The sequence below is a fragment of the Shimia sp. genome (genome assembly GCF_965227725.1).
Classification (GTDB): domain Bacteria; phylum Pseudomonadota; class Alphaproteobacteria; order Rhodobacterales; family Rhodobacteraceae; genus Shimia.
Genome location: NZ_CBDDGH010000005.1, coordinates 1,092,943 through 1,117,489 on the forward strand (window position 1 = coordinate 1,092,943; position 24,547 = coordinate 1,117,489).

The following is a 24,547-nucleotide window of genomic DNA, read 5'->3' on the forward strand; positions in this document are numbered from 1 at the left end:
ACCGCCCGAAGTGGGCCGCATTTGATTGATCACCGCACGAGCAGATGCACGGCACAGCTGGTCCAACATGGCAAAACCAACTGCTGAGACAGAAATCAAATGCGACCAGACGCGCCCCGCCACAGGAAGTGGTAAAAGGGATAAGGCGCGGCATTTCATATGTTTAGCTCCGCATCATCACGCATTGCCGCTTTGGGCTGTGGCGCATCTGGATGACTACGAAACAAGTTTTCCGGCACTTCGTGCCCGCGACGATCACAAAACTCCTTGGTCTTCCAAAACCAGCCATCAGGAAAAACGCCGTCATCTTTGGCGCGCTGAACCAGCTGATTGCGAAAACCTGTATCCCGGACGAAGCTAACTCGCCCTACAACCTCTAGAAATTCGTCAACCGACTTGTATTTGTGATCTGCCTGCATAACTGCGAAAATACGCAATATGAGTACTTTGTAAATACTCAATCCGTTCAGTGCAGAAAAAAGGCGGCAAGTTTATCATGTGGCTTATGCTACAGGACCAAGAAGACAAAATAGATGCAGTGGCGCAGCGCCTCGAAAAGGTGCGTCAGATACTTGATTTATCAAAAAAGGATTTTGCGGAACGCGCTGGCATTTCAGAACAAGCCTACGGCGCGTTCGAAAACGCCAGGCGCGATCTAAGTCTGGACGCAGCAAAGAAGCTTAGAAAAACCTACGGGCTGCCTTTGGAATTTATGTATTTTGGAAAAATTGAAGATCTCCCAACAAGGATTTCTAAACTCCTCTGATCCAGGCCGTCGGTGAGATCGACCCAAAAATCCAGAGACATTCCTGATGCTGCCCTTGCCTCTTTGAGCATCTTCAACCTGAGATCTCCCGACACGTCATCAGCATCCATTTTCGGCTCAGGCGCACGCCCAGTAGTCCCTTCCAAATTTCCAGCCTCATTTTATTAAGTCCATTCAAATTGGGCACAACTATAAGACAGCTTCCTTAACTTATGCAAATTTAACGATTTTTACCTGTCGCTTTCCGACAGGTCTAGTAGCGCCCGACGCACAACCGAACGGTTCAGCCCAATATCTTGTGCGATTTGACTGACACTTGTTGGACCGTTTACACGCAGATACTCATGCACAAGCGCCCTATTTAAGTCACCGTAGCGCTCCTTCAGCTCCAGAAGGATTCGCAGCCTGATTGCGGCGTCCAACAGTTCTCCCCGTGGGGCCCCCTTGCCATCAACGTCTCAAAAATTCGATCGAGAAAATGTTGATGACATTCGTCGCCAAGGGACCCGCTGGGAACACACGACCGCAAACGCCAAAAGAACCTAAGTAAAAATCTACTCTCGGGTACTCAACCAGCTGAGCACTAATGAAACTTTAAGCCCAGCCAACCTTTACGTCCGATCATAGGTCAATCATATCGACTTTTTGCCAAAGTACTCAATATGGGTATTTTTTATGTTGACATACTCATTTTGAGTATTAATTTCAGATCACAACTTATCAGCCCCAACAATCGCAGTTTGCGCCAAACCTATTTTTATCGAGGAGCGAAAATGCCAGAGAACAGCGGTCAAATCCCCCAAGCCACAAGCGGCCCCATCAGCAACGATGCCCTGCAATCGATGATCAGCACCAGCAAGGCGCTGCAAGACAATCAAACCCTCTCTGAAGCAGAGGCGCACATGCTCATGATGTCGATGCCACAGCTGCTTAAAGAGCTTTTGGAGCGGCGGAAACGCATGGATCTGATTGCCAGCGCTGTGGATGACACCACCAATGTCACCTTCCTGCCCACCGCAAACGCACCCCGCCAATGAGCGCCGCGTCTGCCCCTGGGCTCACGCTGGAGCTGACACCAGAACAGGCGCAGGGTTTTGATGCTGCGCTTGATACGCTGGAGCTTTGGGCAACCCAGATCGGCATCAGCGCCAAAACCCTCCCGGGCAGTGACTGCATGGTGCCGCTTGGCAAGCAGATGCAGAACTCCGCGAATTTCACACTCGACCTGGTACACGCCGCGCGCATTCACGCCGGCCGCACCTGAAGCAGAAAGGATCAATCCATCATGCACGTCATGATCGACCTGGAAACCATGGACACCGCCCCAAGCGCCGCGATCGTCGCCATCGGAGCCTGCCGCTTTGACCACGATGGGATCAAAGACGACACATTCTATCGCCGGATCACACTGCAATCATCGGTCAACAACGGTGGAACCATCGGCGCAGACACCGTCATTTGGTGGCTGAAGAAGTCCGATGCCGTGCGCCAAGAGGCGATCCTTGCCGAGCACAGCGAACACAACGCGCTGAGAGACTTTCGTGACTGGCTTCAGGAAGTGGACACCAGCGGCATCTGGGGAAATGGCGCGATGTTTGACAACGCGATCCTGGGGCAGGCCTATCGCCGCTACGATCTGAACCCGCCATGGCCGTTCTGGGCCGATCTTTGCTACCGCACAATGAAGAGCCAATCCCCCCATGTGAAGCTGACCCGCAAGGGCACACACCACAACGCGCTGGATGATGCAATGTCCCAGGCGCAACACCTGATCGAGATCTGGAACCATGGCCAAAGCTGAAACCATCCTGCGCGGCCCCATCCGGCCGCGCCCATCCAAGTGCTCTGTAACGAGCGTCCGCATCGGTGGCGATCGACCAGCAACGGAGAAAAACGTCATCACCACCCATCCCAATGCGGGCGTTCTTTTCAGACCACATCCACAGGTGAGGACCATGAGTAACACAAACAGCGCAGACACCTACCCCCGTCCGGACTGGCTCGATCGCGCCGCCACGGCCTTTGTCATCACCGTGATGATCATCGCCTGGATCGGCATCGCGATCTATGCGGGCCAGATCTTCGCGGGTGAGGCAACTTCTGCGCTGTTGGATCTCAGATAATGTCGCTTCCCCAGCTACCTGGCTTCGAAGCGCCAAAGCGCAAGTCCCCACGTGTGATGGCACATGTACATGACGCAGGTGGCATGACGGGAAAGTGGGTCACCTATCTCTGCAGTCGGTGCGGTTGGTACAGCGATTGGCTCGACCAAACTCAAAAGACCGACAGCGAAATAAAGCGCGGCTACCCGTGCCCCAACTGCAACAAGGAACACAGCAGATGAAAACTGTCACAATCGACCAATTTCTTGCCGACCTTAAGATGCAAGATGCCGCCAGCAACGAACACCTGGTGTTCAAGTGCCCAATGTGCGGCACCCTCCAGAGCGCTCATGACCTTATCAACGCAGGCGCAGGAGAAACCTTTGAGGACGTAAAAAAATATATCGGCTTCTCCTGTATCGGTCGTTGGACGGGGGCGGAAGGACCAAGGAGCAAACCTGATGGTCTGCCCTGCAATTGGACACTTGGCGGCTTACTGACCCTCCATAGCTACGAAGTCAAAACGACTGACGGCAAAACGCACCCCCACTTTGAGCCAGCAACACCTGACGAGTATTTGGCCCACCAATCCAAAGCAGCGTTGGCTACGTCATGACCATCCTTTTCGGCGCATTCATCATCGCCAGCGGCCTACTGATCCTGCTCTTCTGCGGGGCCTTGATCAACCGCCTGCCAGACATGGCGCGCAAAAAACCGGCTGAAGTTCCAACCGAATTTGACGAAGCCATGGAGCGCTTAAAGCGCCGCCACACAGGGAGCCCATCATGAAACTTTACAGTGTAGAAATCGAGGAACGCCGGCGTCGAGTGGTTGACGTGGTTGCCCCTTCAGAGGCCGCTGCCAAAGCCTCTGTTGGCATGCGTGCAACGCGGTCAGGTCTGAGCACTCGCATTCTTGGGGTATGCGAGACACAGCTCGCCCCCTCGGCGCCGGATGGGTTGCGCGCCCTCGATCATCTGCTGAATGCCAAATTCCTGCCGATCCGCGATACCCCTCAGACGCTGCGCTTCTGGGTACTGAACGCGGAACACCAGCTGGTACATGAGCACGAGAACACCGAGATGATGGAGCTGCTGCAGCTGGGCCTGTCCCGCGCCGGCCTGCGCGTCTCAATGGTCGAAGAGGTCATTCACCTGTCTGTGGCCGGTGATGCCGTGCCCTTCCTGCCGCAGGTCTTTGCAGAAACGCCCTGGGCAAAGAACGGTTGGCGCAAGGCCTTCATGGCCCTGCCCGGTGCAACACCTGGTCAAAACACATTTGCTGGCATTCGCTCCCGCTCTGCGCGGATCCCGCTGCGCCAGACGCTTGATGCCCTCAACAGTGAAAGGAGCGCCTCCAATGCCAATCTTCATTGATGCCAACGCCGTTGCCGAAGAGATCGGCTTCAACTCCGGTGCGCATTTTCTGATGAACCGCGCGCGCCTGGAACGTGAGGAAGAGTTTCCCACGCCCATGCCCACCTGCAAACGCCCGCTGAAGTGGCGCGGGTCTGAGGTGAAAGCATGGGTGGAACGCCAGGGCACCGCCGCCGATCAGGCGTTTGGCACGCCAAAAACCACCTCACCCACCGGCACCAGCCGCATGCTTCAGGAGGCAGCACGACCATGACAAAAGCGAGCGAAGATGTGCAACGGGCCTTGGCTGCTTCACGCAACATTTGCGACGGCCGGGACCCAATCAAAGAACGGTCGCGCGTTCTGATCACTCTAGATCACACGATCGCAACAATCCTTCTCGCCTCTACGGGCGGCGACCCCAAAAAGGCAGTCGCAATGCTGCACGAAGGAACGATCCCTCACGTCGAAGAGCGGATCATGATGTTTGCCAACAAGAAACGCTAACCGAGACACCCCATGCCCAAGAAACCGATCCCCGACAAAGTCAAAGGCCTGCGCCAACGCCAGCGCAGCGATGGCAGCTGGCGCATTTGGTGGGAACCCAATGCCACCGAACGCACCCTTGGGTTGGTGGCGGAAGATCTCGACGCCAATAAACTGACCTGGTCAAAGAACCGCGCCAAAGAGCTCAACCGGGACGCAGAGGCGCTTCAGCGCGGGGAAAAGCCACAGGCCAAACACACGCGCGCCCGCACTGTGGTGGCGATGATCGAAGAGTATAAGCGCAGCACGAAGTTTAAAAAGCTGGCAACCAAATCCCAAGACAACTATCGCGCCGATTTCAAATTCATTGAAAACAAGTGGGGCGACAACCTGGTGATCGAGTTCACCAAACCGATCATCTCAACCTGGTACGAAACGCTCTATGAGCATCACGGCCCGACCTACGCCTATAACATCATCCATGCGTTTTCGACATTGTTCACCTATGCAGAGAACCGCCTTGGATGGCGGCCGGAAAACTCAAACCCATGCTTTCGCCTGGGCATGGAAGTTCCGAAACCACGGAGCCGCGTTGCAAATTGGGACGAAATCGATGCGCTCCTCAAAAGCGCTAAAGATCTCGGCATGATGGCGATGCACTGCGCAATTACGCTCGCGCTATTTCAGGGGCAAAGACCAAGTGAGATGCGCAAGGCGAAAATTTCGGAAATCCGCATGATGAAACTGCACTCAGGCGGAGAGATTTTGGCCTGGGAAACCATTCGAAGCAAGCGAAAGAACTATGCCGCGCTGCCTCTGCACGAATATTCGATCGACGCCGTAGAGACGCAGCTTCAAAAGGCAGCCCAAGGCCAAACCTATCTACTGCACGATGAAAAAACCGGCAAACCGTTTACGGTGAACACATTTGCCAACCGTTGGGAAGCGGTCCGGGAACGCGCCGCCAAGGAAGTGCCTAGCATCCTGATGAAAGGCAATGCGCTGCAGTTTCGGGATCTGCGCAGAACCTTTGCCACCCTGTCTCGCCATTCTGGCACGCAGCGCGATGACCTCGGCGATGTCCTGGGCAACTCTGCTGGCAAGAACCCACAGCTGGGCGAAACCTACATGCCGCCCAACGCTGAAACCACGATCCGCGCCATCAACGCGATCCAACGTCCAGCGAAGAAAGCCTAATGGTCCGCGACCAGATCAGCGTGCGCGGCTCAGGGAAGTCCTGGGCGGCGTACAGAGGCAATGAACAGGTCAGCCGCGACTACACCTGCATCGAGCGGGCAGAGGCCGCCGCAGACCGCGCAGAAGCGGCCCTGAAGGCCAAAACCCGCCACTGCATATGCTGTCAAAGAAAGTTTCTGAGCACTCACGCAGGGCACCGGATGTGTGATCCCTGCCGGCAAGATCCTATGCGCTCCAGATAGCGTCCGAGTCGGACGGTTTCGGACGTTCGGACGGACGCAATCCGAAGAAATGGAAAATATAACAAAATCAGGGATTTAGTGGTGCCCCCACACGGACTCGAACCGCGGACCTACTGATTACAAATCAGTTGCTCTACCAGCTGAGCTATAGGGGCACTGACGCTTCCTCTAAGGGTTTGGCGCGGGAGCTGCAAGAGGTTTTTTCAGCGATTTGCGCGGGCCAGCAAACCAACCGCCACAAGCCCCACCAAAACGATCAAAATCGCCCCCGGGCTGGCGTCACCCAGGTTCTCCAGACTGGCCTGCTCATGCACCCTTGTGGCCAAGGTATCAAAGTTGAAGGGCCGCAGCAGCATCGTCGCCGGAAGCTCTTTCACACAGTCCACAAACACCAGCAGTAGTGCGGAGCCGATGGAGGCGCGCACCAGCGGCAGATACACCTCCCAGAGCACCTGAACGCGGCTGCGGCCCAAGGAGCGTGCCGCCATGGGCAGGCTTGGGGCGACTCGCCCCATCGCGCCATCTGCAGCCCCCTGCGCAATCGCAAAGAAGCGCACGCAATAGGCCAGAATCAAAGCAAAGGATGTGCCGGTCAAAAGCAGCCCTGAGGAGCCGCCTGTGACCGCTTCCACCAAATCGGCCAGAGAGTGGTCGATGGTGGCCAGCGGGATCAGGATCCCCACGCCAAGCACGGCGCCCGGGGCGGCATAGCCGATGGTGGTGATTGGCAGCAGCAGACGTGGCAGGCTGCGACCAGAGAGGCGCACGCCATAAACCATGAACACTCCTGCGATCACCGTGACAAAGGCCGCAATGCCGCCTACCCGCAGCGTGTTGTAGAGCGCGGTCAAAAGCGCGGGATCCTGCCAGCGATCCAGATTGCCGATCGCCTGATGGGTGATCACCGCAAAAGGCAGAACAAAACCAATGGCAAACGGCAACAGACAGAACAGGCAGGCCAAGGCGCTGGCCGCTCCGGTCAGTTGGGCGCGTTCTGGCGCGCGGTGCCGGGTGCTGAGGCTGAAGAACTGCACCTTGCGGCGGCTGATTTTCTCCATAGTGACCAGCACAATCACCAGCATCAGCACCACGCTGGAGAGCTGCGCTGCGCCACCTGCGTTGTTGCTTTCCAGCCAGACGCTGAAAATCCCTGTGGTGAGGGTCTGCACCGCAAAGTAGTCAACCGTGCCAAAATCATTGACCGTTTCCATCATCACGATGGCGGTGCCGGCGGCGATAGCAGGGCGCGCCAATGGCAGGCCAATGCGCCAGAACCGGGCAAAAGCCCCTGCCCCAAGCGATCTCGCCACCTCTTCGCCTGCTCCGGATTGCTCACGAAACGCGGCCCGCGCCAGAATATAGACATAGGGAAACAGCGCGGCAGACAACACAAGGATCGCCGCCCCCATGGAGCGGATTTCCGGGAACCAGTAGTCCCGGCTGGTCTGCCACCCAAACAAGGAGCGCAGGCCGGTTTGCACCGGGCCAGCATATTCAAGAAAATCCACCAGCGCATAGGCGCCCACATAGGCCGGTATCGACAATGGCAGCAACAGCGCCCATTGGATCCAGCGCACCCCGGCAAAGCGGTAACGTGTCACGAGCCAGGCGGTCGTTGCCCCCATGGTGGCGGCCAGCGCCCCGACCGACACCATCAGCACCAAAGTGTTGCGCATATAGCGGGGCAAGGTGGTGGACAGCAGATGCGGCCAGATGTTTTCCACTGGATGAAAGGCAATCCAAACCACCGCCAGGATCGGCGCCAGCACAACAGCGGCAATCACAAATGCCCCTGCCGACCACGGGTCCACCATGGGCAGGCGCTTGGGCTTGCCGCCGGAGGCTGCGAGGGCCGGATCAGCGCCGGAAGAGGTCGAGGGAGCGGGAGTTTTCACGGTGTATTCCTTTTTCGCGCCCTTCTGTTGCCTGAATCTGGTTTCACTGTCCAGAAACGAAGCTATACTTGTGCCAAGCACAATCCAAAAACGAAAAAGAACATGCAGATTGTCCTACATGCGGGCGCGCACTACACAGACGAAGGCAAACTCCTAGGCAGCCTGAACCAGAACAAGGCGCTGCTGGCCGATCACGGCATCGCTTTGCCGCCGCCCAGCACCTATCGTCGCCAGATCCGCGACACGCTGGGGGAGATGCGCAAATCCGTGATGGCAACGGATTTCAAAGGCGCGGTCATGTCCGGTATGATTGGTGACACAAAGCCTGACCGGCTGATCCTGTCCAACGACAATTTCTTTGGCGTGCCCCGCCGCGCCATCCGCAACAACATGCTGTTTCCCGCAGCGCCGGAACGGCTGCGCACGATGTCTTCGCTGTTTTACGGCGAAGACATCGAGATCTTCATCTCCATTCGCAATCCGGCCACCTTTGTGCCCGCGCTGGTCAAAGCCTCGCCCAAGCACAGCATCGAGGAAGTCACCGACAATTGTGACCCGCTTCAGCTGCGCTGGTCAGATCTGATCCTCAATGTGCGCGAGGCCGTGCCGCATATGCCGGTCACCATCTGGTGCAACGAAGACACCCCGCTGATCTGGGAAGAGATTTTGCGCGAAATGGCCGGGCTTGATCCCAACACGCCGATTGAAGGCGGCACGTCGCTTTTGCAAAATATCATGAGCGAAGAAGGCATGGCACGCCTCAACACCTTCCTTGAAGAGCACCCCGGCCTCACCGAGATTCAGAAACGCAGGGTCTATGCGGCGTTTCTGGATAAGTTTGCGCTGGAGGATGAGATCGAGGAAGAGCTCGACCTGCCCGGTTGGACCGAGGCGATGGTGGACGCCATGTCAGACGCCTATGACGAAGATGTCTTCCGCATCGAGCGCATCCCCGGCGTGACCCTGATCCACCCGTAAGCCAATCCACGCGCGCAAAAACAAAACGGCCCCCAAAAGGAGCCGTTCCAATCCATGTAAACTCTGCGGCAGCGCAGGTTATCCCATGCCAAGCGCCGCTTTGTACATGTCGATCACCGCCTCTTGCTCGGCAATGTCGTTTGGATCCTGCTTGCGCTCGCGCAGTATAGTGCGGATCGCCTTCACATCAAATCCACGGCCCTTCATCTCAGCAAAGACCTCTTTGATCTGCTCAGACACTTCTTTTTTTTCTTCTTCCAAACGCTCCACGCGCTCGATGAATTGCTTCAGCTCCTGACCGGTGACGCTGTATTGGGAGTCTGACGATGTGCCTTCGCTCATAAGTGACCTCTTGTCTTGCCTGATGCGCGTGTTCGGGACCTCCCGCAACACCCACGACGCCTGCTCAGACGCCAATTAATAAGGCTCGTATAGACCGCAAAGCGCGCCGCCATGCAAGGGGCACTCCGCGCGCATCGGCCAATTCTCTCGCAACATGCGACCTCTGCCCCGGTTTGTCGCACAAGGCGCGCCCATGCTTGATCCCTGCCCCACAATCCGCTAGGCGCTTTTCACGGCTAACGCGGCCCCAAAGGCCCGGCCTCGCAATTGAAGGAACACCACATGCAATGGATGATCTGGGGCGGCGCCCTCTTGTCGCTGATTGGTCTGCTGGGCCTCATGCTCTCCATCTTGAAAGTCGCCAAGGCCAAACGCGCGGGCCTCTCTGACGAAGAGCTGCGCGCCGCAGTTCAGAAGGTTGTTCCCCTCAACATGGGCGCGCTGTTTCTCTCCGTGATCGGGCTCATGGTGGTGATGGTCGGAATTTCCTTCTCCTGACCGCCGCCCCCGGCGCCATCGCGCTCAATTTAGCGAGTCAAATCCCTGCGCCTCTTTGATCAGCTCATCAAATAGTGGCTCAGGCTGCCAATATTCGGCATCCCCTTCTGCCAGAACCCGCAGCTGCGTGCGCAGCGGGATCAGCCCCAATTGATCGCTCGCCATCATCGGCCCACCGCGCCAGCGCGGAAAACCGAAGCCATGGATCATGGCCACGTCAATCTCCGCAGGCGTTTTCACAACGCCCTGCCGCAAAAGCTTGGCGCCGGCATTGGCCATGGCCGCAAGGCAACTGCGTGTGATCTCCGCCTCTTTGGTGCTGGTCTTGGGCAAGGGCCGCGTGTCTTCGGCCAGTGCCACCGCCAACAGATCGCGGGCAGCCTCATCGGCCTCTCCCAGCGGGTGCTCCATCGAATAGAGATACCACCCTTTGCGCATATCGCGCCCTTCGCGCCCATTGCCATAAAGCGACGCTGACAGACTGGCCCCCGCAATGCGCAACCCCGGCGCATTCAGCCCCAAAGCATCCGCCACCTGAAACGGCCCGCGCGCCATGCCCCAGCCCAGCATCACCCGGTCGACCTCATAAGGGTCGGCCCCAAGGCGCAAAAGCTCCTCTGCCGCGCGAATACAGGCCCCCATCAGGGTCTGACCGACAAGTCCGGCCTGCGCCTTGGCCGTCACCGGGAAAAAGCCCATCTTGCTCAGCGCATCAAAACAGGTGGCCATCGCAGCGCCGCCGGTCTGCGCCCCGGCTCCGATCTCCACACCGGCAGTGCGCAGGTAGAGGTTCGGCACGTAAAGGCTTAAAAGATCTTCCGGATTCTCCGTCGCACTCGCCAATGTCTCCAGCGGTGCAGCGGGATCATGCACCACAATGAGCGCACCTTCATCCACAATACCATCGAGCTGGGTCACCAACTGACGGGACACTTCCTGCCCCAGCCCCACCGCTTCGATCACCATATCCGCCGCGCTCAGCGCCACCAGATCTTGGGGCGTCGACAGCGCTGCCCGCATCGCATCTGCCTGCGCGCCTGAGACCTGCCCGCGCTCCGTCTGCCGGTGCAGCACCGCCTCAAGGCGCTTTTGCGCCAGATCGAGTGCGGCAGGCACCTGCGCCACCATCACCACCTCAAAGCCGGAGCGCAGCCCCGCCAGCGCCAGCTCCGCGCCCAACCGGTCACGCCCGACAATCACACCAAGCGTCTTGATCTCCCGAGGCGCTTCCTCCAGCAGCTCTGACAAGCGCACCTCTCGGCGCTCCGCCAGCGCCACATGCTGCAAGGCTGCGCGCTGCTTGCCGTTCAGCAGCTCTTCAAAGCGGTCACGCTCAAAATCCAAGCCAACATCAAACGGCAACAGCGGTGCAACCCGCACGCATTCCACAATCGCGTGCCCCGCATCCTGCCCCTGCGCGGCAAGTCGTTTGCGCCAGCTTTCAATTGATTTCTGATGTCCGGCAAAATCGCTGATCTGCTCAAAGGCCTCCCGCGTGGGTCGCGCAGGCTTGAACTGAGCAATGCAGGTCAGCGCAAAAAGAACCGTGGCTTCCTCGATATCGCCCTCAGCCACCTCATCCACCGCGCCTTCCAGCTCCGGTGCGTTTGCAGGCAGCACCGCCCCCGCCAGCAACAGCTTCAGCGCGGCATCCGCGCCAATCAATCGCGGCAAGCGCTGTGTCGCCCCCGCGCCGGGGATCACCCCAAGCGCCGCGTCCGGCATGGCAAATTGCGCGGTGTGATGCGCGACGCGGTAATGACAAGCCAGCGCAAACTCCAACCCGCTGCCCACAACTGCGCCGCTCAATCCGATCACCACAGGTTTGCCCGCCGCCTCAACCATGTTGCACAGATCGCTAAGCCGCAGCGGATTTTTGGGCGCGCCAATCTCCGCATAATCGCTGCCACCGGCAAAATCGCCCGCCGCGCCGATCAGCGCGATGGCCCCAACCATCTGATCCTCAAGCGCGCGCGCCACAGCCTCCTGCACCGCCTGGCGCACAGGCGCGCCCCGCGCATCCAATGGCGGCTCTGACAGGGAAAGGATCGCCACCCCGCCCTCAATCCGATAGTCTAGCAACTGCGTCATGCCTCAACCCTGACAATCTTATGGTGCAAGTCTTTGTGTTTTCAGAGTTTAGCGGCCTGCCCCTCTCACGCAAGCCTGAGATCGCCGCCGCGCATTTTTTGACAGCAAATAGACCTGCACACCACCCTTGAAACATATGCGACTTTTGTTATATGTGCATCCTATGGAGGAATTCTAATGAAGCCAGACGTCACCGCCTTCTTTGATGATGCGACCAACACTGTCTCCTTTGTGGTCAAAGACCCGGAAGGCAGCGCCTGCGCCATCATCGACAGCGTGCTGGATTTTGACCACGCCGCCGGGCGGACCGATACAAAATCCGCAGATGCGATCGTCGCGCACATCAAAGCCAACGCGCTGAAGGTCGACTGGATTTTGGAAAGCCACGTCCACGCCGATCATCTCTCCGCCGCCCCCTACCTTCAGGAACAGCTTGGCGGCAAAATCGGCATCGGCAAAAACATCACGCTCATTCAGGACACCTTCGGGAAAATCTTCAACGAAGGCACCGAATTTCAGCGCGACGGCTCGCAGTTTGACCAGCTCTTCTCTGAAGGCGACAGCTTCATGATCGGCCAGATGCGCTGTGATGTTCTGCACACTCCGGGCCACACTCCGGCCTGCATGACCTATGTGATTGGCGATGCGGCCTTTGTGGGCGACACGCTGTTCATGCCGGATTTCGGCACCGCCCGCTGTGACTTCCCCGGCGGCTCCTCTGAGGATCTTTTTCACTCGATCCAGAAAATCCTCTCCCTGCCGGATGACACCCGCATCTTTGTGGGCCACGACTACAAAGCGCCGGGGCGCGATGAATTTGCCTGGGAAACCACGGTCGCCGCACAGAAAGCCAACAACGTGCATGTGGGGGCCGAAGCGGATCAGGCGAGCTTTGTTGCCATGCGCGATGCCCGCGACGCCACGCTCTCGATGCCCAAACTCATCATCCCCTCGCTGCAAGTGAACATGCGCGCGGGTCAGATGCCGGAACCGGATGAGGATGGCGATGTCTACCTCAAAGTTCCCATAAATAAGCTTTGATCCTCAAGACACTGTAAGAAAAGGAAAACACATGTTGAATGCGATCCCCGCCGAATGGCTTTGGGGGCTGGCTGGCGGCCTGTTGATCGGCACCGGTGGTGCGGTCTTTCTGCTTGGCAACGGCCGCATCATGGGCGCAAGCGGCATCCTTGGTGGGCTGGTGGACGGCTCTGGGCGCAGCAATTGGGCAGAGCGGGCGATCTTTCTGCTGGGGGTCTTTGCCCTACCGCTTTTGTTGCTGCCTGTGGCGGGTCCGGTCGACACCCATGTGACCCAGAATCTGCTGGTGCTGGTTGCCGCCGGTCTTTGCGTGGGCATCGGCACACGTATGGCCAATGGCTGCACCTCCGGCCATGGCGTCTGCGGCATCTCCCGACTGTCGCTGCGCGGGATTGTGGCCACTGTCTTCTACATCCTCGCAGGCGGCCTGACCGTCGCGCTCTTCCGCCATCTTCTGGGAGTGATCTGATGCCCCGTTTCCTGCTCGCGTTTCTCGCCGGTGGCCTCTTTGGCACGGGCCTCTTCCTCTCCGGCATGACCGACGCCGCCAAAGTTCAGGGCTGGCTCGATGTTTTTGGCGCTTGGGACCCGACACTCGCATTTGTGATGGGCGGTGCGATCATCCCCATGGCGATCGCCTGGCGCATCGCTGAGGGGCGCAAGCCACTGGTTGGCGGCACCTTCCCCAAACCGCCAGAGCCGAAACTTGGCCGCAATCTTGTTGTGGGATCTGTGCTTTTTGGGGTTGGCTGGGGATTGGCGGGCCTCTGCCCCGGCCCCGCGGTCGCCTCACTCAGCTATGGCGGCTGGCCGCATTGGGTGTTCTTTGCCGCGATGCTCGCCGGCATGATCCTCACCCCATTTGCACGCGCGCAGCTAGACAGAGCGGTTCCCGCCGAGTAATCAATCCGCATGGATATTCGTCAGATCACCGACCGCTTCTTTGCCGCGCCTCAGATTGACGCAGCAGACTTCGCCGCCCTTGCCGATGCTGGCTTTGGACTTGTCATCAACAACCGGCCCGACGGCGAAGTTGGCCCGGACCAGCACAGCGAAACCATGCGCGCCGCCGCCGAGGCAGCTGGTCTGAAATATGTGGTCAACCCGCTGACCATGGAAACCATGACCGAAGACCGTCAGGCGCTTCAGCGCGACAGTCTTGCGGATTGCGAAGGCAAAGTTCTGGCCTACTGCCGCTCCGGCACGCGCTCCACAATCTGCTGGGCGCTGGCACATGCGGGCGAGATGGCGTCTGAGGACATCGTCAACGCCGCCGCGCAGGGCGGCTACGATCTGTCCGGATTGAAACCCCATCTCGATCAGATCAAAAACAACAAATAAGCATTTGCTTAAAAACAGAAAAGCCCCGATGGATCGGGGCTTTTTCTTTGGGTATACGGCCGGACTTATGTGCCGGGCAGATCCAGATCCGCCAGCGCCATCGGATCACCGATATCATCTGAGCCCAGATTGATAAGATCATCCAGATCGTCCAACCCGCCAAAATCTTCCCCGCTGTCCGCATCCAATCCGATGCCACCCGTGGAATCCAGATCCGGCAGATCGCCGCCAAGATCGGGCAGCCCACCGCCATCAAGGTCGGGCAATCCGCCGCCCAGATCAGGCAGGTCCCCACCCATGTCCGGCATACCGCCATCCAGATCAGGAAGGCCACCGCCGCTCAGGTCCGGCAGGGCCGGTGTGTCCATATCAGGCATGCCACCCATGGCAGGCAAATCACCGCCCATATCTGGCATACCGCCCATTGCGGGCATGGCAGGCTCATCCATTCCTGGCAGACCGCCCATATCAGATGCGCCTGCAAGACCATTCGTCAGACCGCTCGCCAGCGCCGCGCCAGCAAGCCCCGGCACACAGACCGCACGCATCCCGTCGAGCTGACCAATGCGGGCATCCGCGATCACCTCACCACCCAGCGCTTCGAGCTTGGCGGATTTGATCGGGTCTTCCGGCAGTTTCAGCACATCGCCAACCTGCAAGCCCTGAATTTGCGCAATCGGCATGGAAACCTTGCCGATCACCGCATTCAGCGTGGTGGTTGCCTGTTTGACCGTGCTCTGGAATTTCTCAGCGCCGGATTTCTCTTCCTCGTCACTGCCTTCAACCAGCACTTCGATGTCCGGGAAAATCCACGCCATGGTGCCGGTTTTCTTGCCATGCTCCAGCGTGATGTCCATCACGAACATATGGTAGTCCTGCGCCATCATGCCCAGCGACAAGGTCCGCCGGTCCGCCACCATTGCGCCAAACTTATAGTGCTGCAGCCATTTTGGCGGCTCGCCCTCTTCGCCCAGATTGCGGACAAACCGCATCAGCGCATCTTCCATCAGCGGGGTGATCAAGGCCGCATCCACGCGGGTCGGCACACGATCCACAACCGGCTTGGGGATCACCTGCCCCAGCGTCTGGAATTCCACCAACCCGGCAAGCACCTGCATATCCACAGCCATGGCACCGGGTTCACCGTTCTGCCCTTCCAGAATGGCCAGCAGCGATTCTTCATCCAGAATCTCCTGCAGCGCACGGTGCGGCAGCGTGGTGTGGGTCACCTTGGTCACATCCAGCGCCAGATCGAGCCCCTTCTCAGCAGCCTTGGCCAACCCAAGCCGCATGGCTTTTGTCGGCGACATCGCCCGTGCCTGATGCTCGGTGCTGCCGTCCGTTGCCTTACGTCTGAGAATGGAGCTGCCTTTGGTCTCGCCCATGTTCATCACTGCCATATTTGTGGATCCGTTCCTTGGCAGATTTGCCCCAATAAGGTTAACAGCCCCTCTACGAAGCCGCTAAAACGCCTTCAAAAACCGGTCATTGTGCCGCGAGCGCTGCGGATTGTGGCAGGATCACCCGAAAGGCTGCGCCCCCCTGCCCCGGCAGGTAGTCCACAGAGCCGCCCAGACGGGTCATAATCTCTCTGCAAATCGCCAGCCCAAGCCCCGCGCCGCTGACTTTCTGCTCACCGGTCCGGGCGAATTTTTCAAAAATCACCGCCTGATCCGCTTTGGAAATACCGCTGCCGTTGTCGATAAAATCAATCACCAGCTGCCCCTGCCCGTATTGCACCGAGATATGCAGCTTCGGCGTTGGCGCATCACAATATTTCTGAGCGTTTCCAATAAGATTGATAAAGACCTGACTAAGGCGATCAAGATCGGTGGTGAGGGTCACTTTCTCCGACAGAAGATCCCGCATCACCCGTAGCTCGACGGTCTGATTGCCCGTCAGCGCGCTTGACAGCGCGTGATCAAGCACATCACCAAGCACGCCGGTCTGCTCATTCAGGCTCACCTGTCCGTTCTCCAGGACGCTCAGATCCAGCAGATCATCCAGCAGCCGTGTCAGCCGGATCGCCTCATCGTGGATGATCGAACTGTAGCGCACCTTTTCCTTCGCGCTCAGCCGGTCGCTATCGCGCAAAATCTCCGAAAAGGCGCGGATAGAGGTCATCGGTGTGCGCAACTCATGGCTGACCTGACTGAGGAAGGCATCCTTCTGTTCCGAGATCTGCGTGAGCTTCTCGTTGGCCTGTCTCAACTGCCGTGCGGTGCGCGCCTGCTCCTCCGATTTCGCCTCAAGCCGCGAGGAATATTCCATCATCTGCGCGGTCTCATCCGCCACCGCCATCAGGTCTTCCACCGACACAGAGGCACCGCCCACAATCTGCCCGATCATTGCATGGGCCGTCGCCGCGCCCACAGAGCCTGCCAGCTCGCGCTCCAGCACCGCAAGGAAATCCGGTGACGGCTCAGGCACCAGCCCGCTCAAGCCCTGCCGCCGCGCCTCGCGCTCAAACAACCGCTGCGCCTCCCGCGCGCCAATGATGCGCTGCGCCATCACCATCAGGTCTTCACTCTGCGCCAGGCTCCCGCTCCAGCTCTGCGGCGTGCGACTGTGCTCAAACACATTCACAAACTGCGCTCCCTGCAGCCGCTCAAGCGGTGAGGGAAAGCCCACCAGCGAGGCAATGAAGAAACTCAGCGTATTCAACAGCATCGACCAGAAGATCGCATGCACCAGCGGGTCCATCCCCGTGATGCCAAAAAACGCCTGTGGCCGCAGCCAGCCAAGCCCAAACGGCCCCTCTGTCAGCACCGCAGTGCCGATCAGGGTTCCGGTTCCAAAGCTGGGCAACAGCAGCGTGTAGGCCCAGATCAGAAAGCCCACGCTCAGCCCCACAAAAGCGCCGGTGCGCGTGGCCCCGCGCCAGAAGATCCCGCCAATCAGCACCGGCAGGAACTGCGCCACACCGGCAAAAGAGATCAAGCCGATCGAGGCCAGCGCCGCCCCTCCGCCGGACAGTCGGAAATAGAGGTAGCCCAGAAAGACCACAGCGGCGATCGAGATCCGGCGCGACAACAGCACCACATGGCGCACATCGCCAGACACGGTTGCGCCCCCGCTTTGCGCGCTCAGCCAGATCGGCATGACAATATGGTTGGACACCATGGTCGACAGCGCCAGCGCGGCGACAATCACCATCGAAGTTGCGCTGGAAAACCCGCCCAGAAACGACAGCATCGCCAGCCCGTCATTTCCCGTCGCCAGCGGCACGGTCAGCACAAAGAAATCGGGGTTGGCTCCCGGCGGCATCATATCAAGGCCGACCACCGCAATCGGCACCACAAAGAGGCTCATCACCATCAGGTAAAGCGGGAAGGCCCAGCTTGCCGTGCGCAGATGATCTTCGTCTTCGTTCTCCACCACCATGACCTGGAACATCCGTGGCAGGCACAAAAACGCGGCCGCCGAGAGAAAGATCAGCGTCGCCCAACGGTCGCCGCGCATGTCCCACTGACCGATCTTGCTGGCATCGATCCGCTCGAAAATATCGCTCACGCCGCCCGCAACACCCCAGACCACAAAGGCCCCCACCGCCAGTAGCGCAAAGAGTTTGACAATCGCCTCCACAGCAATCGCCATGACCACACCGTGGTGGCGCTCGTTGGCATCAAGATTGCGCGTGCCAAAAACAATTGTGAAAAGCGCCAGTCCGCAGGCCACCAGCAGAGCGTTGTTGCCGTGATTGATTTCTGTCAACTCTGCGCCGTAAGCATCTGAGAAAACGCCAAAACTCACGGTGACTGATTGGAGCTGCAGCGCGATGTAGGGCGTGGTGCCAATCACCGCAAGAATGGTGACACCAACCGCGAGCATATTGGATTTTCCGTAACGCGAGGAGATCAGATCCGCAATCGAGGTGATGCGCTGACTGCGCCCGATGCGCACCAGTTTGCGCAGCAGCCACCACCAGCCAATCACCACCAGCGACGGCCCGATATAGATCGTCAGATACTCCAACCCGGAACGCGCCGCATAACCAACCGCGCCATAAAACGTCCAGGCGGTGCAATAGATAGACAGCGACAGCGTGTAGATCAACGGGCTGCGCAGCCAGCCGCCTTTGCCATTGAGCGCCGCACGCTCCGCACCAAACGCCACCGCAAACAGAAAGGCGACATAGATCAGGCAAACGCCTACGAGGATGTTCAACGCCCCCATCAGCGCCCCCCGCCTTCCTCCTGCGCATCACTGCGTTTCATCAGAAAGGCAAACCAAGCCCCAAGCAGTACAAGCGCAAACCAAACCAGAAAGATATAGATGATGGCATCTGAGCTGGCGACGCTGCCTGCACCATCCTCAGGGGTGGGCCACAGCAACGGCACCGCCCACAGCACAGCGCCCACCACAGGCACCATGCGAATGGTGTCAATCAACCTGCGACGGCGATAGCTCTGCCGCTCCAGAAACGGGATATTGGGCCGATCGCTCATTGAGCCTGATGCTCACCCACCACCAGCTCCCGCACCGCATCCAGCACTTCGGCATTGGAAAAGGGCTTGGTCATGAACCGGCTTGCCCCCGCGCGCGCGGCCATCTCACGGTCTTTGACCTGCCCTTTGGCGGTCAGCATCAGCACCGGAATGCCTTTGGTGAGCTCAGCCTCACGCAGCTCCCGCAGAATGTCATAGCCATTCTTGCCAGGCAGCATCACATCCAGGATCACCACATCCGGCAACGCCGCAGTCACCACGCCAACGGCATCATGCCCGTTGGAATGGGTCGCCACAGTCCAGCCGTCCCGCGACAGAATAAAGCTGATTGCTTCAATGATATTGGGCTCATCTTCAATGACGAGAACATTCTTGCCCATGCAGCCTCCCCTCCCCGAAAGTCCACAAACGGTGGTCCATTTTTAGCGTGCGCTTGGCAAAAGCCAAGAGGATTTCTTGCGTCATGATCGCGCGGCCAAAAGTGAGGGCTCCCGGCGGCCGTCACAGACCTCCAGCGGACAGACCCGACAGGAGGAGCCAACCGGAGCCCCGGTGTCATCTTTCACGTCCAGCGGAACAATCAACATATATGCGTGATAGAGAGGTGCGACATTCACCTGTATCTGCCCCACAGGCTCAGAGACCGCATAACAGTCAAAATCCCGCGCTTCCCGACCCGCCATGGTCAGCCGTTGCCGCAGCGCCTGCATCGGACGTGACAGCGCCTGAAACAGCGGCCACTTCGGGCAAGCGCCGGAAAATCTCGGGATCGCAAAGCCTTCCACCGGCTTGCGCAACATAAGTGTGCCAGACGCATCCGCCATCACAAGCCCCAACGGGCGCTCAAGCAGCGCATCAGAGACCGCCGCCAACCGCCGCAACACGGCGCTCAGCGACGCGCCGGTTTCGCTGACAAGCCAGGTCGGCTCCACCATTCCATCTTGCAAATGACGCGCGAGCATTTCCATCGGCAAATCCCGCGCATCTGCCCGCAGCTGCCGCACCACGCCCAGCGCCATATCCCGCGCCGCCTCTGTGGTCAACAACGGCTGATTGGCAACAAAAGCCTGCAAGGTTTCAAAAGAGGCCTCTCCCAGCGCATCAAACTGAAAGTCATGGGCCTGCAACATCGCCTCCACCTCTTCCAATGGCAGCGTCATGCCCGCCCGCGCATCCCCCGCGTCATCCAGATAAGACACCAACTGCTCCGCCCCTTCGGCAAGCCGCTGGCTGTCTTCGTTCAGGTTGCGGTGAAACCGGTTGCGCCATTCCGGCTCAATCTCCTTGGTTTCCGCCAGAATACCCGCCGTTGAGCGGATTGCTGTCACCATGGTCAGCATTTCATGCACCGAGGTCGCCAGATGCGGGTCATGCGTCAGCCGGTCGGTCAGCGTCGCCGCCGTATGTTCCAGACTGCGCAGCCTCTGGTGCTGCTCCGCAATCAGCGCCGCAAATCCGGGGAAACGTCCGGCAAATTCATCGCTGCGCGCCACCTCGGGTGAGGCCCCCTGCGCATCCGCTGCCGCCTCCCGCAATGTGGCCAGCAGTGCCGCCTCCGCCCCCTCACTCAGCAAAGAGGGCTCCACATCCAGCGCCTTGGCGATGTCGTTCAGCAACTTCCCGCCGATGCGACGCCGGTTATGCTCGATTAGGTTGAGGTAGCTCGCAGAAATTCCCACACGTTCAGCAAGTTCCGCTTGCCGCACCTTTGCAACCAAGCGCCGCTCACGTATACGGCTCCCCGCCAATCCGCTTTGTGGCATCACGTCCTCCCCGACGTTTCGCTTCAAAAACAATGACCTTCTGCACCGCAGAATAATTTGTTTACAAATTGCTGCGCAGCAGTGCGAATTACTTTACAAAAAAATTGTTACAAGAAAAGCAGTTGTTGCGAAATTTTCGAGCCGCCTTCGATAATGAAACTGCACATCTGTGCGCGCGACGTCCGGGGAAGAGGAGCCCCTGTCGCACTTTACATAACGGGAGGATTATATGTCCAAAAGCAACTTTACACGTCGTGGCTTGCTTAAGACGAGCGCTGTTACCGGCGCCGGTCTGGCTCTGCCAACCATCTTTACGGCGCAGTCTGCTCACGCATTCACCAACGAACCCACCGGCGGCACCGTGACTCTGGGCTTCAACGTGCCACAGACAGGTCCATACGCCGACGAAGGGGCGGACGAGCTGCGCGCCTACCAGCTGGCAGTTGAGCACCTCAACGGCGGCGGCGACGGCGGCATGATGAACACCTTCAGCTCCAAGGCGCTGCAAGGCAACGGTATCCTCGGCAAGAAAGTCGAGTTCGTCACCGGCGACACCCAGACCAAATCTGACGCCGCGCGCGCCTCTGCCAAGTCAATGATCGAAAAAGACGGCGCAATCATGATCACAGGTGGCTCGTCCTCCGGTGTGGCCGTGGCTGTGCAGGCGCTCTGCCAAGAGGCCGGCGTGATCTTCATGGCGGGTCTGACCCACTCCAACGACACCACCGGCAAAGACCGCAAAGCCAACGGCTTCCGTCACTTCTTTAACTCCTACATGTCCGGCGCGGCACTGGCACCTGTGCTGGCAGGCGCATACGGCAAAGACCGCAAAGCCTATCACCTGACAGCGGACTACAACTGGGGTTACACCACAGAAGAGGCCGTGAAAGCCTCCACCGAAGCCATGGGCTGGGAAACCGTTGCTGCGGTGAAAACCCCGCTCACGCAAACCGACTTCTCCTCCTATATTGCGCCGGTTCTGCAATCTGGTGCCGACACGCTGGTTCTGAACCACTACGGCGGCAACATGGTGAACTCGCTGACCAACGCGGTTCAGTTCGGTCTGCGTGACAAGCAGGTGAACGGCAAAGACTTCCAGATCATCGTTCCACTCTACTCCCGCCTGATGGCGAAGGGTGCGGGTGCCAACGTGAAGGGCATCTTCGGCTCCACCAACTGGCACTGGTCGCTGACCGATGAGGGCTCCAAAGCCTTCGTGAAATCCTTCGGCACCAAATATGGCTTCCCGCCATCCCAGGCCGCGCACACCACCTATGTGCAGACCCTGCTTTATGCGGATGCGGTTGAGCGTGCAGGCTCCTTTGCCCCATGTGCCGTGGCAGAAGCTCTGGAAGACTATGAGTTCGACGGTCTGGGCAACGGTAAGACGCTCTATCGCGGCGCGGACCACCAGTGCTTCAAAGACGTGCTGGTTGTGAAGGGTAAAGAGAACCCAAGCTCCGAGTTCGACCTTCTGGAAATCGTTGAAGTCACCCCGGTTGAGCAGGTCATGTACCAGCCTGACCACCCGCAGATGGGTGGCGCAGAAGCCACCTTGGGCAGCTGCAATAACGGCGCATAACTCGCCGTTACATTAGGAAGGGCAAGCAAGCTTGCCCTTCCTCTTCTGGGGACGATGCAATCCCTTTTCACAATCATATGAGGTGGGACAATGGGTAAATCAGATACTCCGCTGGCCGGCTTAGCAATCGGTGGTGGCGCCGTTGCCGTATTTTTCATTCTTGCTATTGCCTTCTTTGGGCTGAACGCAGTGGTTCTCCAAACCTTGGACGGCCTTTCCAAGGGCTCAGCGTACGCAATGATCGCGCTTGGTCTGACGCTGATCTTCGGCACGTTGGGCGTCGTAAACTTTGCTCACGGGGCGTTGTTTATGATTGGAGCATTCTGCGCCGTGACTATCAGCCGAATTTTGACTCTGTCCCACACCATCATCGACGAGACCCAAACCGACTTTCTGGGCAATCCTCTGAAAGTCGAAGTTCCTTACGTCTACGACATTTTTGGCCAAGCCACCGGTGACGCGATAATCGATTGGGCTGTGCCGCTGTCGCTGCTGTTCAGCGTTCCAGTTATGATGGGCGTCGGCTACGTCATGGAACGCGGTCTGATCAAACATTTCTACAATCGCCCCCACGCAGATCAGATCCTCGTAACCTTTGGCCTAGCGATCGTACTCCAAGAAGTGATCAAATACTTCTACGGCGCAAACCCGATCCCTACCCCAGCGCCTGAAGCGTTCTCCGGGTCGTTGGATTTTGGCGCGGCGCTTGGCTTTGATCCCAATCTGATCATCTACCCCTACTGGCGCATCATCTACTTTGTCTTTGCCGCCATCATCATCGGTGCCGTGTTTGCCTTCCTGCAATTCACCACCTTTGGCATGGTTGTGCGCGCTGGCATGGCGGACCGCGAAACCGTGGGCCTTCTGGGCATCAACATCGACCGCCGCTTCACCATCATGTTTGGTCTGGCCGCTGCGGTCGCGGGGCTCGCCGGGGTGATGTACACGCCGATCAACTCACCGAACTACCACATGGGTATGGACTTCCTGGTCCTGAGCTTCGTGGTTGTGGTTGTGGGCGGCATGGGCAGCCTGCCCGGCGCTGTGCTCGCAGGCTTCCTGCTCGGCATTCTTGAGAGCTTTGCATCCATGCGCGAGGTTCTGGCGATCCTTCCAGGTTTGAACCAGATCATCATCTACCTCGTTGCCATCATCATTTTGCTGACCCGTCCACGGGGCCTCATGGGCCGCAAGGGCGTCATGGAGGAATAACCAATGCTCGGTCTCGAAAAGAAAGATTTCCAGCTCCTGCTGGTGGTTGCCGGGCTGACATTGCTGGCACCCTTCATCCTCAACCCCTTCCCGGAAAGCTCCGGCATGGCGCAATTCAACGCGGGTTACCCCGACCTGATGCAGCGCTTTGTGATCTTCGGTATTTTTGCCATCGGTTTCAACCTGCTGTTCGGGCTGACCGGCTACCTCAGCTTTGGTCACGCTGCCTTCCTGGGAGTAGGGTCTTATGGCGCAATCTGGATGCTCAAGCTGTTTTCTCTAAACGTGATCCCGGCAATTTTTATGGGCATCGTCGTGGCGGGTATCTTTGCACTGATGGTAGGCTACGTGTCGCTACGCCGTTCGGGTATCTACTTCTCGATCTTGACACTAGCGTTTGCGATGATGTCCTACGCGCTAGCCTACTCGGTTCTGACACCAATCACCGGCGGTGAAACTGGTCTGCAAATCAAAGCGACCGACAATCCGCTTCTGTCCACCGTACCACAGGGCGAAATCGGTCGTGCCAGCCTCTTCGGAATGGACATGCGCGCCAGCTTTGAGTTGAGCATTGGCGATTGGCTCTTCACCTTCAATTTGGGCTACTACATTGCTGCAGTTGCGATGCTTTTGGCATTCTACCTGTCCATCCGTATCTTCCGCAGCCCATTTGGCCTGATGCTGCGCGCCATCAAAGCCAACCAGACGCGTATGTCCTACACCGGCTTGAACCCGCGCCCCCACACCTTGGCGGTCTTCGTGATCTCCGGCATGTATGCTGGCCTCGCTGGCGGCCTGCTGGTGGCCATGGACACACAGGTTGGCCCGGAGCGTATGTTCTGGACAGCCTCAGGCGAGGTGGTGCTGATGACCATCTTGGGTGGTGTTGGCACGCTGATCGGTCCGGTTCTGGGCGCAGGTGCGATCAAATACATGGAAAACATCCTGTCCAAGATCAACAAGGACGTTCTGCACCAGTGGTTCGCCTTCCTGCCTGATGGTCTTGAGGATTTCGTGATCACCCTGATCTACCCCTTCATCGGCAAAGGCTGGCACCTGACCCTTGGCATCCTCTTCATGCTGGTGGTGATCTACCTGCCTGGCGGTCTGGTCGAAGGTGGCCAACGCCTTGCACGCGCCCTGCGCGGCAAGAAAGCCTCCGGCGAAGATGGCCCCAAGGCCTCCACTGAACCCGCAGAATAAGGAGA

At 58.6% G+C, this 24,547-nt stretch carries 29 protein-coding genes and 1 tRNA gene; 20 read left to right on the plus strand and 10 right to left on the minus strand.

Features of this window, described 5'->3' with window-relative positions; all coding sequences use genetic code 11:
• Positions 1–155 precede the first annotated feature (155 nt).
• Positions 156–461 (minus strand): hypothetical protein, encoded by a 306-nt coding sequence (locus tag ACO07T_RS15625; RefSeq protein ID WP_422050162.1) that lies wholly within the window; start codon positions 459–461, stop codon positions 156–158.
• A gap of 35 nt (positions 462–496) precedes the next feature.
• On the opposite strand from ACO07T_RS15625, the gene ACO07T_RS15630 reads away from it, so the two are divergent.
• The 11 genes from ACO07T_RS15630 (at position 497) to ACO07T_RS15680 (ending at position 5,906) form a co-directional block, all read left to right on the plus strand.
• Positions 497–766 (plus strand): helix-turn-helix transcriptional regulator, encoded by a 270-nt coding sequence (locus tag ACO07T_RS15630; protein ID WP_422050163.1) that lies wholly within the window; start codon positions 497–499, stop codon positions 764–766.
• A gap of 773 nt (positions 767–1,539) precedes the next feature.
• Positions 1,540–1,803, plus strand: a complete 264-nt coding sequence (locus ACO07T_RS15635) for a hypothetical protein (RefSeq protein ID WP_422050164.1) — start codon at positions 1,540–1,542, stop codon at positions 1,801–1,803.
• Positions 1,800–2,030 (plus strand): hypothetical protein, encoded by a 231-nt coding sequence (locus ACO07T_RS15640; protein WP_422050165.1) that lies wholly within the window; start codon positions 1,800–1,802, stop codon positions 2,028–2,030. Before ACO07T_RS15635 ends, ACO07T_RS15640 begins: the two co-directional genes overlap by 4 nt.
• Before the next feature lie 21 nt (positions 2,031–2,051).
• Positions 2,052–2,567, plus strand: coding sequence for a 3'-5' exonuclease (locus ACO07T_RS15645; RefSeq protein WP_422050166.1), 516 nt, complete (start codon positions 2,052–2,054; stop codon positions 2,565–2,567).
• Between the two features lie 154 nt (positions 2,568–2,721).
• The gene (locus tag ACO07T_RS15650) at positions 2,722–2,889 is read left to right on the plus strand and encodes a hypothetical protein (RefSeq protein ID WP_422050167.1); all 168 of its coding nucleotides are present in this window, start codon (positions 2,722–2,724) and stop codon (positions 2,887–2,889) included.
• A gap of 217 nt (positions 2,890–3,106) precedes the next feature.
• Complete coding sequence (locus ACO07T_RS15655; protein ID WP_422050168.1) at positions 3,107–3,484, plus strand: VVA0879 family protein; 378 nt, start codon at positions 3,107–3,109, stop codon at positions 3,482–3,484.
• The gene (locus ACO07T_RS15660) at positions 3,481–3,657 is read left to right on the plus strand and encodes a hypothetical protein (protein WP_422050169.1); all 177 of its coding nucleotides are present in this window, start codon (positions 3,481–3,483) and stop codon (positions 3,655–3,657) included. The genes ACO07T_RS15655 and ACO07T_RS15660 overlap by 4 nt, the downstream gene beginning before the upstream one ends.
• Entirely contained in the window at positions 3,654–4,244 is a 591-nt protein-coding gene (locus ACO07T_RS15665; RefSeq protein ID WP_422050170.1) for a hypothetical protein, read from the plus strand. The genes ACO07T_RS15660 and ACO07T_RS15665 overlap by 4 nt, the downstream gene beginning before the upstream one ends.
• Positions 4,228–4,497 carry a hypothetical protein gene (locus ACO07T_RS15670; RefSeq protein WP_422050171.1) on the plus strand — a complete coding sequence of 90 codons (270 nt, stop codon included), beginning with the start codon at positions 4,228–4,230 and terminating at the stop codon, positions 4,495–4,497. The genes ACO07T_RS15665 and ACO07T_RS15670 overlap by 17 nt, the downstream gene beginning before the upstream one ends.
• On the plus strand, positions 4,494–4,730 hold the full coding sequence (locus tag ACO07T_RS15675; RefSeq protein ID WP_422050172.1) for a hypothetical protein: 237 nt from the start codon (positions 4,494–4,496) through the stop codon (positions 4,728–4,730). Before ACO07T_RS15670 ends, ACO07T_RS15675 begins: the two co-directional genes overlap by 4 nt.
• 12 nt (positions 4,731–4,742) lie before the next feature.
• Positions 4,743–5,906, plus strand: a complete 1,164-nt coding sequence (locus ACO07T_RS15680; protein WP_422050173.1) for a tyrosine-type recombinase/integrase — start codon at positions 4,743–4,745, stop codon at positions 5,904–5,906.
• 321 nt (positions 5,907–6,227) lie between these two features.
• Here ACO07T_RS15680 and ACO07T_RS15685 read toward each other — a convergent pair.
• Both ACO07T_RS15685 and ACO07T_RS15690 read right to left on the minus strand, forming a co-directional pair.
• Positions 6,228–6,303, minus strand: a tRNA-Thr gene (locus ACO07T_RS15685).
• Positions 6,304–6,351: 48 nt separating this feature from the next.
• On the minus strand, positions 6,352–7,962 hold the full coding sequence (locus ACO07T_RS15690) for an ABC transporter permease (protein WP_422050516.1): 1,611 nt from the start codon (positions 7,960–7,962) through the stop codon (positions 6,352–6,354).
• Positions 7,963–8,145: 183 nt separating this feature from the next.
• Between ACO07T_RS15690 and ACO07T_RS15695 the strand changes: the two genes are divergently transcribed.
• A complete protein-coding gene (locus ACO07T_RS15695) occupies positions 8,146–9,021 on the plus strand; it encodes a hypothetical protein (RefSeq protein WP_422050174.1) in 876 nt (291 codons plus the stop codon).
• A gap of 78 nt (positions 9,022–9,099) precedes the next feature.
• On the opposite strand, the gene ACO07T_RS15700 is transcribed toward ACO07T_RS15695, so the two are convergent.
• Positions 9,100–9,363 carry a DUF2312 domain-containing protein gene (locus ACO07T_RS15700; RefSeq protein WP_209063099.1) on the minus strand — a complete coding sequence of 88 codons (264 nt, stop codon included), beginning with the start codon at positions 9,361–9,363 and terminating at the stop codon, positions 9,100–9,102.
• A 282-nt stretch (positions 9,364–9,645) separates the two neighbouring features.
• On the opposite strand from ACO07T_RS15700, the gene ACO07T_RS15705 reads away from it, so the two are divergent.
• Complete coding sequence (locus tag ACO07T_RS15705) at positions 9,646–9,861, plus strand: hypothetical protein (RefSeq protein WP_422050175.1); 216 nt, start codon at positions 9,646–9,648, stop codon at positions 9,859–9,861.
• 24 nt (positions 9,862–9,885) lie between these two features.
• Here the strand turns inward: ACO07T_RS15705 and ACO07T_RS15710 are convergent, their stop codons facing one another.
• The gene (locus ACO07T_RS15710) at positions 9,886–11,952 is read right to left on the minus strand and encodes an enoyl-CoA hydratase-related protein (RefSeq protein WP_422050176.1); all 2,067 of its coding nucleotides are present in this window, start codon (positions 11,950–11,952) and stop codon (positions 9,886–9,888) included.
• Positions 11,953–12,129: 177 nt separating this feature from the next.
• On the opposite strand from ACO07T_RS15710, the gene ACO07T_RS15715 reads away from it, so the two are divergent.
• The 4 genes from ACO07T_RS15715 to ACO07T_RS15730 are packed head-to-tail and all read left to right on the plus strand — an operon-like array spanning position 12,130 to position 14,334.
• A complete protein-coding gene (locus ACO07T_RS15715) occupies positions 12,130–12,993 on the plus strand; it encodes an MBL fold metallo-hydrolase (protein ID WP_422050177.1) in 864 nt (287 codons plus the stop codon).
• Positions 12,994–13,024: 31 nt separating this feature from the next.
• Positions 13,025–13,462 (plus strand): YeeE/YedE family protein, encoded by a 438-nt coding sequence (locus ACO07T_RS15720; RefSeq protein ID WP_422050178.1) that lies wholly within the window; start codon positions 13,025–13,027, stop codon positions 13,460–13,462.
• Positions 13,462–13,896 carry a DUF6691 family protein gene (locus ACO07T_RS15725; protein WP_209063107.1) on the plus strand — a complete coding sequence of 145 codons (435 nt, stop codon included), beginning with the start codon at positions 13,462–13,464 and terminating at the stop codon, positions 13,894–13,896. The genes ACO07T_RS15720 and ACO07T_RS15725 overlap by 1 nt, the downstream gene beginning before the upstream one ends.
• A gap of 9 nt (positions 13,897–13,905) precedes the next feature.
• On the plus strand, positions 13,906–14,334 hold the full coding sequence (locus tag ACO07T_RS15730; RefSeq protein ID WP_209063109.1) for a TIGR01244 family sulfur transferase: 429 nt from the start codon (positions 13,906–13,908) through the stop codon (positions 14,332–14,334).
• 65 nt (positions 14,335–14,399) lie between these two features.
• Here the strand turns inward: ACO07T_RS15730 and ACO07T_RS15735 are convergent, their stop codons facing one another.
• From ACO07T_RS15735 to ACO07T_RS15755, 5 genes are all read right to left on the minus strand, one after another.
• Entirely contained in the window at positions 14,400–15,734 is a 1,335-nt protein-coding gene (locus tag ACO07T_RS15735; RefSeq protein WP_422050179.1) for a FliM/FliN family flagellar motor C-terminal domain-containing protein, read from the minus strand.
• Between the two features lie 85 nt (positions 15,735–15,819).
• Positions 15,820–18,510 (minus strand): ATP-binding protein, encoded by a 2,691-nt coding sequence (locus ACO07T_RS15740; RefSeq protein WP_209086126.1) that lies wholly within the window; start codon positions 18,508–18,510, stop codon positions 15,820–15,822.
• On the minus strand, positions 18,510–18,782 hold the full coding sequence (locus ACO07T_RS15745) for a hypothetical protein (RefSeq protein ID WP_422050180.1): 273 nt from the start codon (positions 18,780–18,782) through the stop codon (positions 18,510–18,512). The genes ACO07T_RS15740 and ACO07T_RS15745 overlap by 1 nt, the downstream gene beginning before the upstream one ends.
• A complete protein-coding gene (locus tag ACO07T_RS15750) occupies positions 18,779–19,162 on the minus strand; it encodes a response regulator transcription factor (RefSeq protein WP_422050181.1) in 384 nt (127 codons plus the stop codon). Before ACO07T_RS15750 ends, ACO07T_RS15745 begins: the two co-directional genes overlap by 4 nt.
• Before the next feature lie 81 nt (positions 19,163–19,243).
• A complete protein-coding gene (locus ACO07T_RS15755) occupies positions 19,244–20,545 on the minus strand; it encodes a short-chain fatty acyl-CoA regulator family protein (protein WP_422050182.1) in 1,302 nt (433 codons plus the stop codon).
• Between the two features lie 229 nt (positions 20,546–20,774).
• Here ACO07T_RS15755 and ACO07T_RS15760 point away from each other — a divergent pair, with 229 nt between their 5' ends.
• From ACO07T_RS15760 to ACO07T_RS15770, 3 genes are all read left to right on the plus strand, one after another.
• Positions 20,775–22,127 (plus strand): substrate-binding protein, encoded by a 1,353-nt coding sequence (locus ACO07T_RS15760; protein ID WP_209086122.1) that lies wholly within the window; start codon positions 20,775–20,777, stop codon positions 22,125–22,127.
• Between the two features lie 180 nt (positions 22,128–22,307).
• Complete coding sequence (locus ACO07T_RS15765) at positions 22,308–23,339, plus strand: branched-chain amino acid ABC transporter permease (protein ID WP_422050517.1); 1,032 nt, start codon at positions 22,308–22,310, stop codon at positions 23,337–23,339.
• A 3-nt stretch (positions 23,340–23,342) separates the two neighbouring features.
• Positions 23,343–24,542 carry a branched-chain amino acid ABC transporter permease gene (locus ACO07T_RS15770; protein ID WP_422050183.1) on the plus strand — a complete coding sequence of 400 codons (1,200 nt, stop codon included), beginning with the start codon at positions 23,343–23,345 and terminating at the stop codon, positions 24,540–24,542.
• The last annotated feature ends 5 nt before the right edge of the window (positions 24,543–24,547 follow it).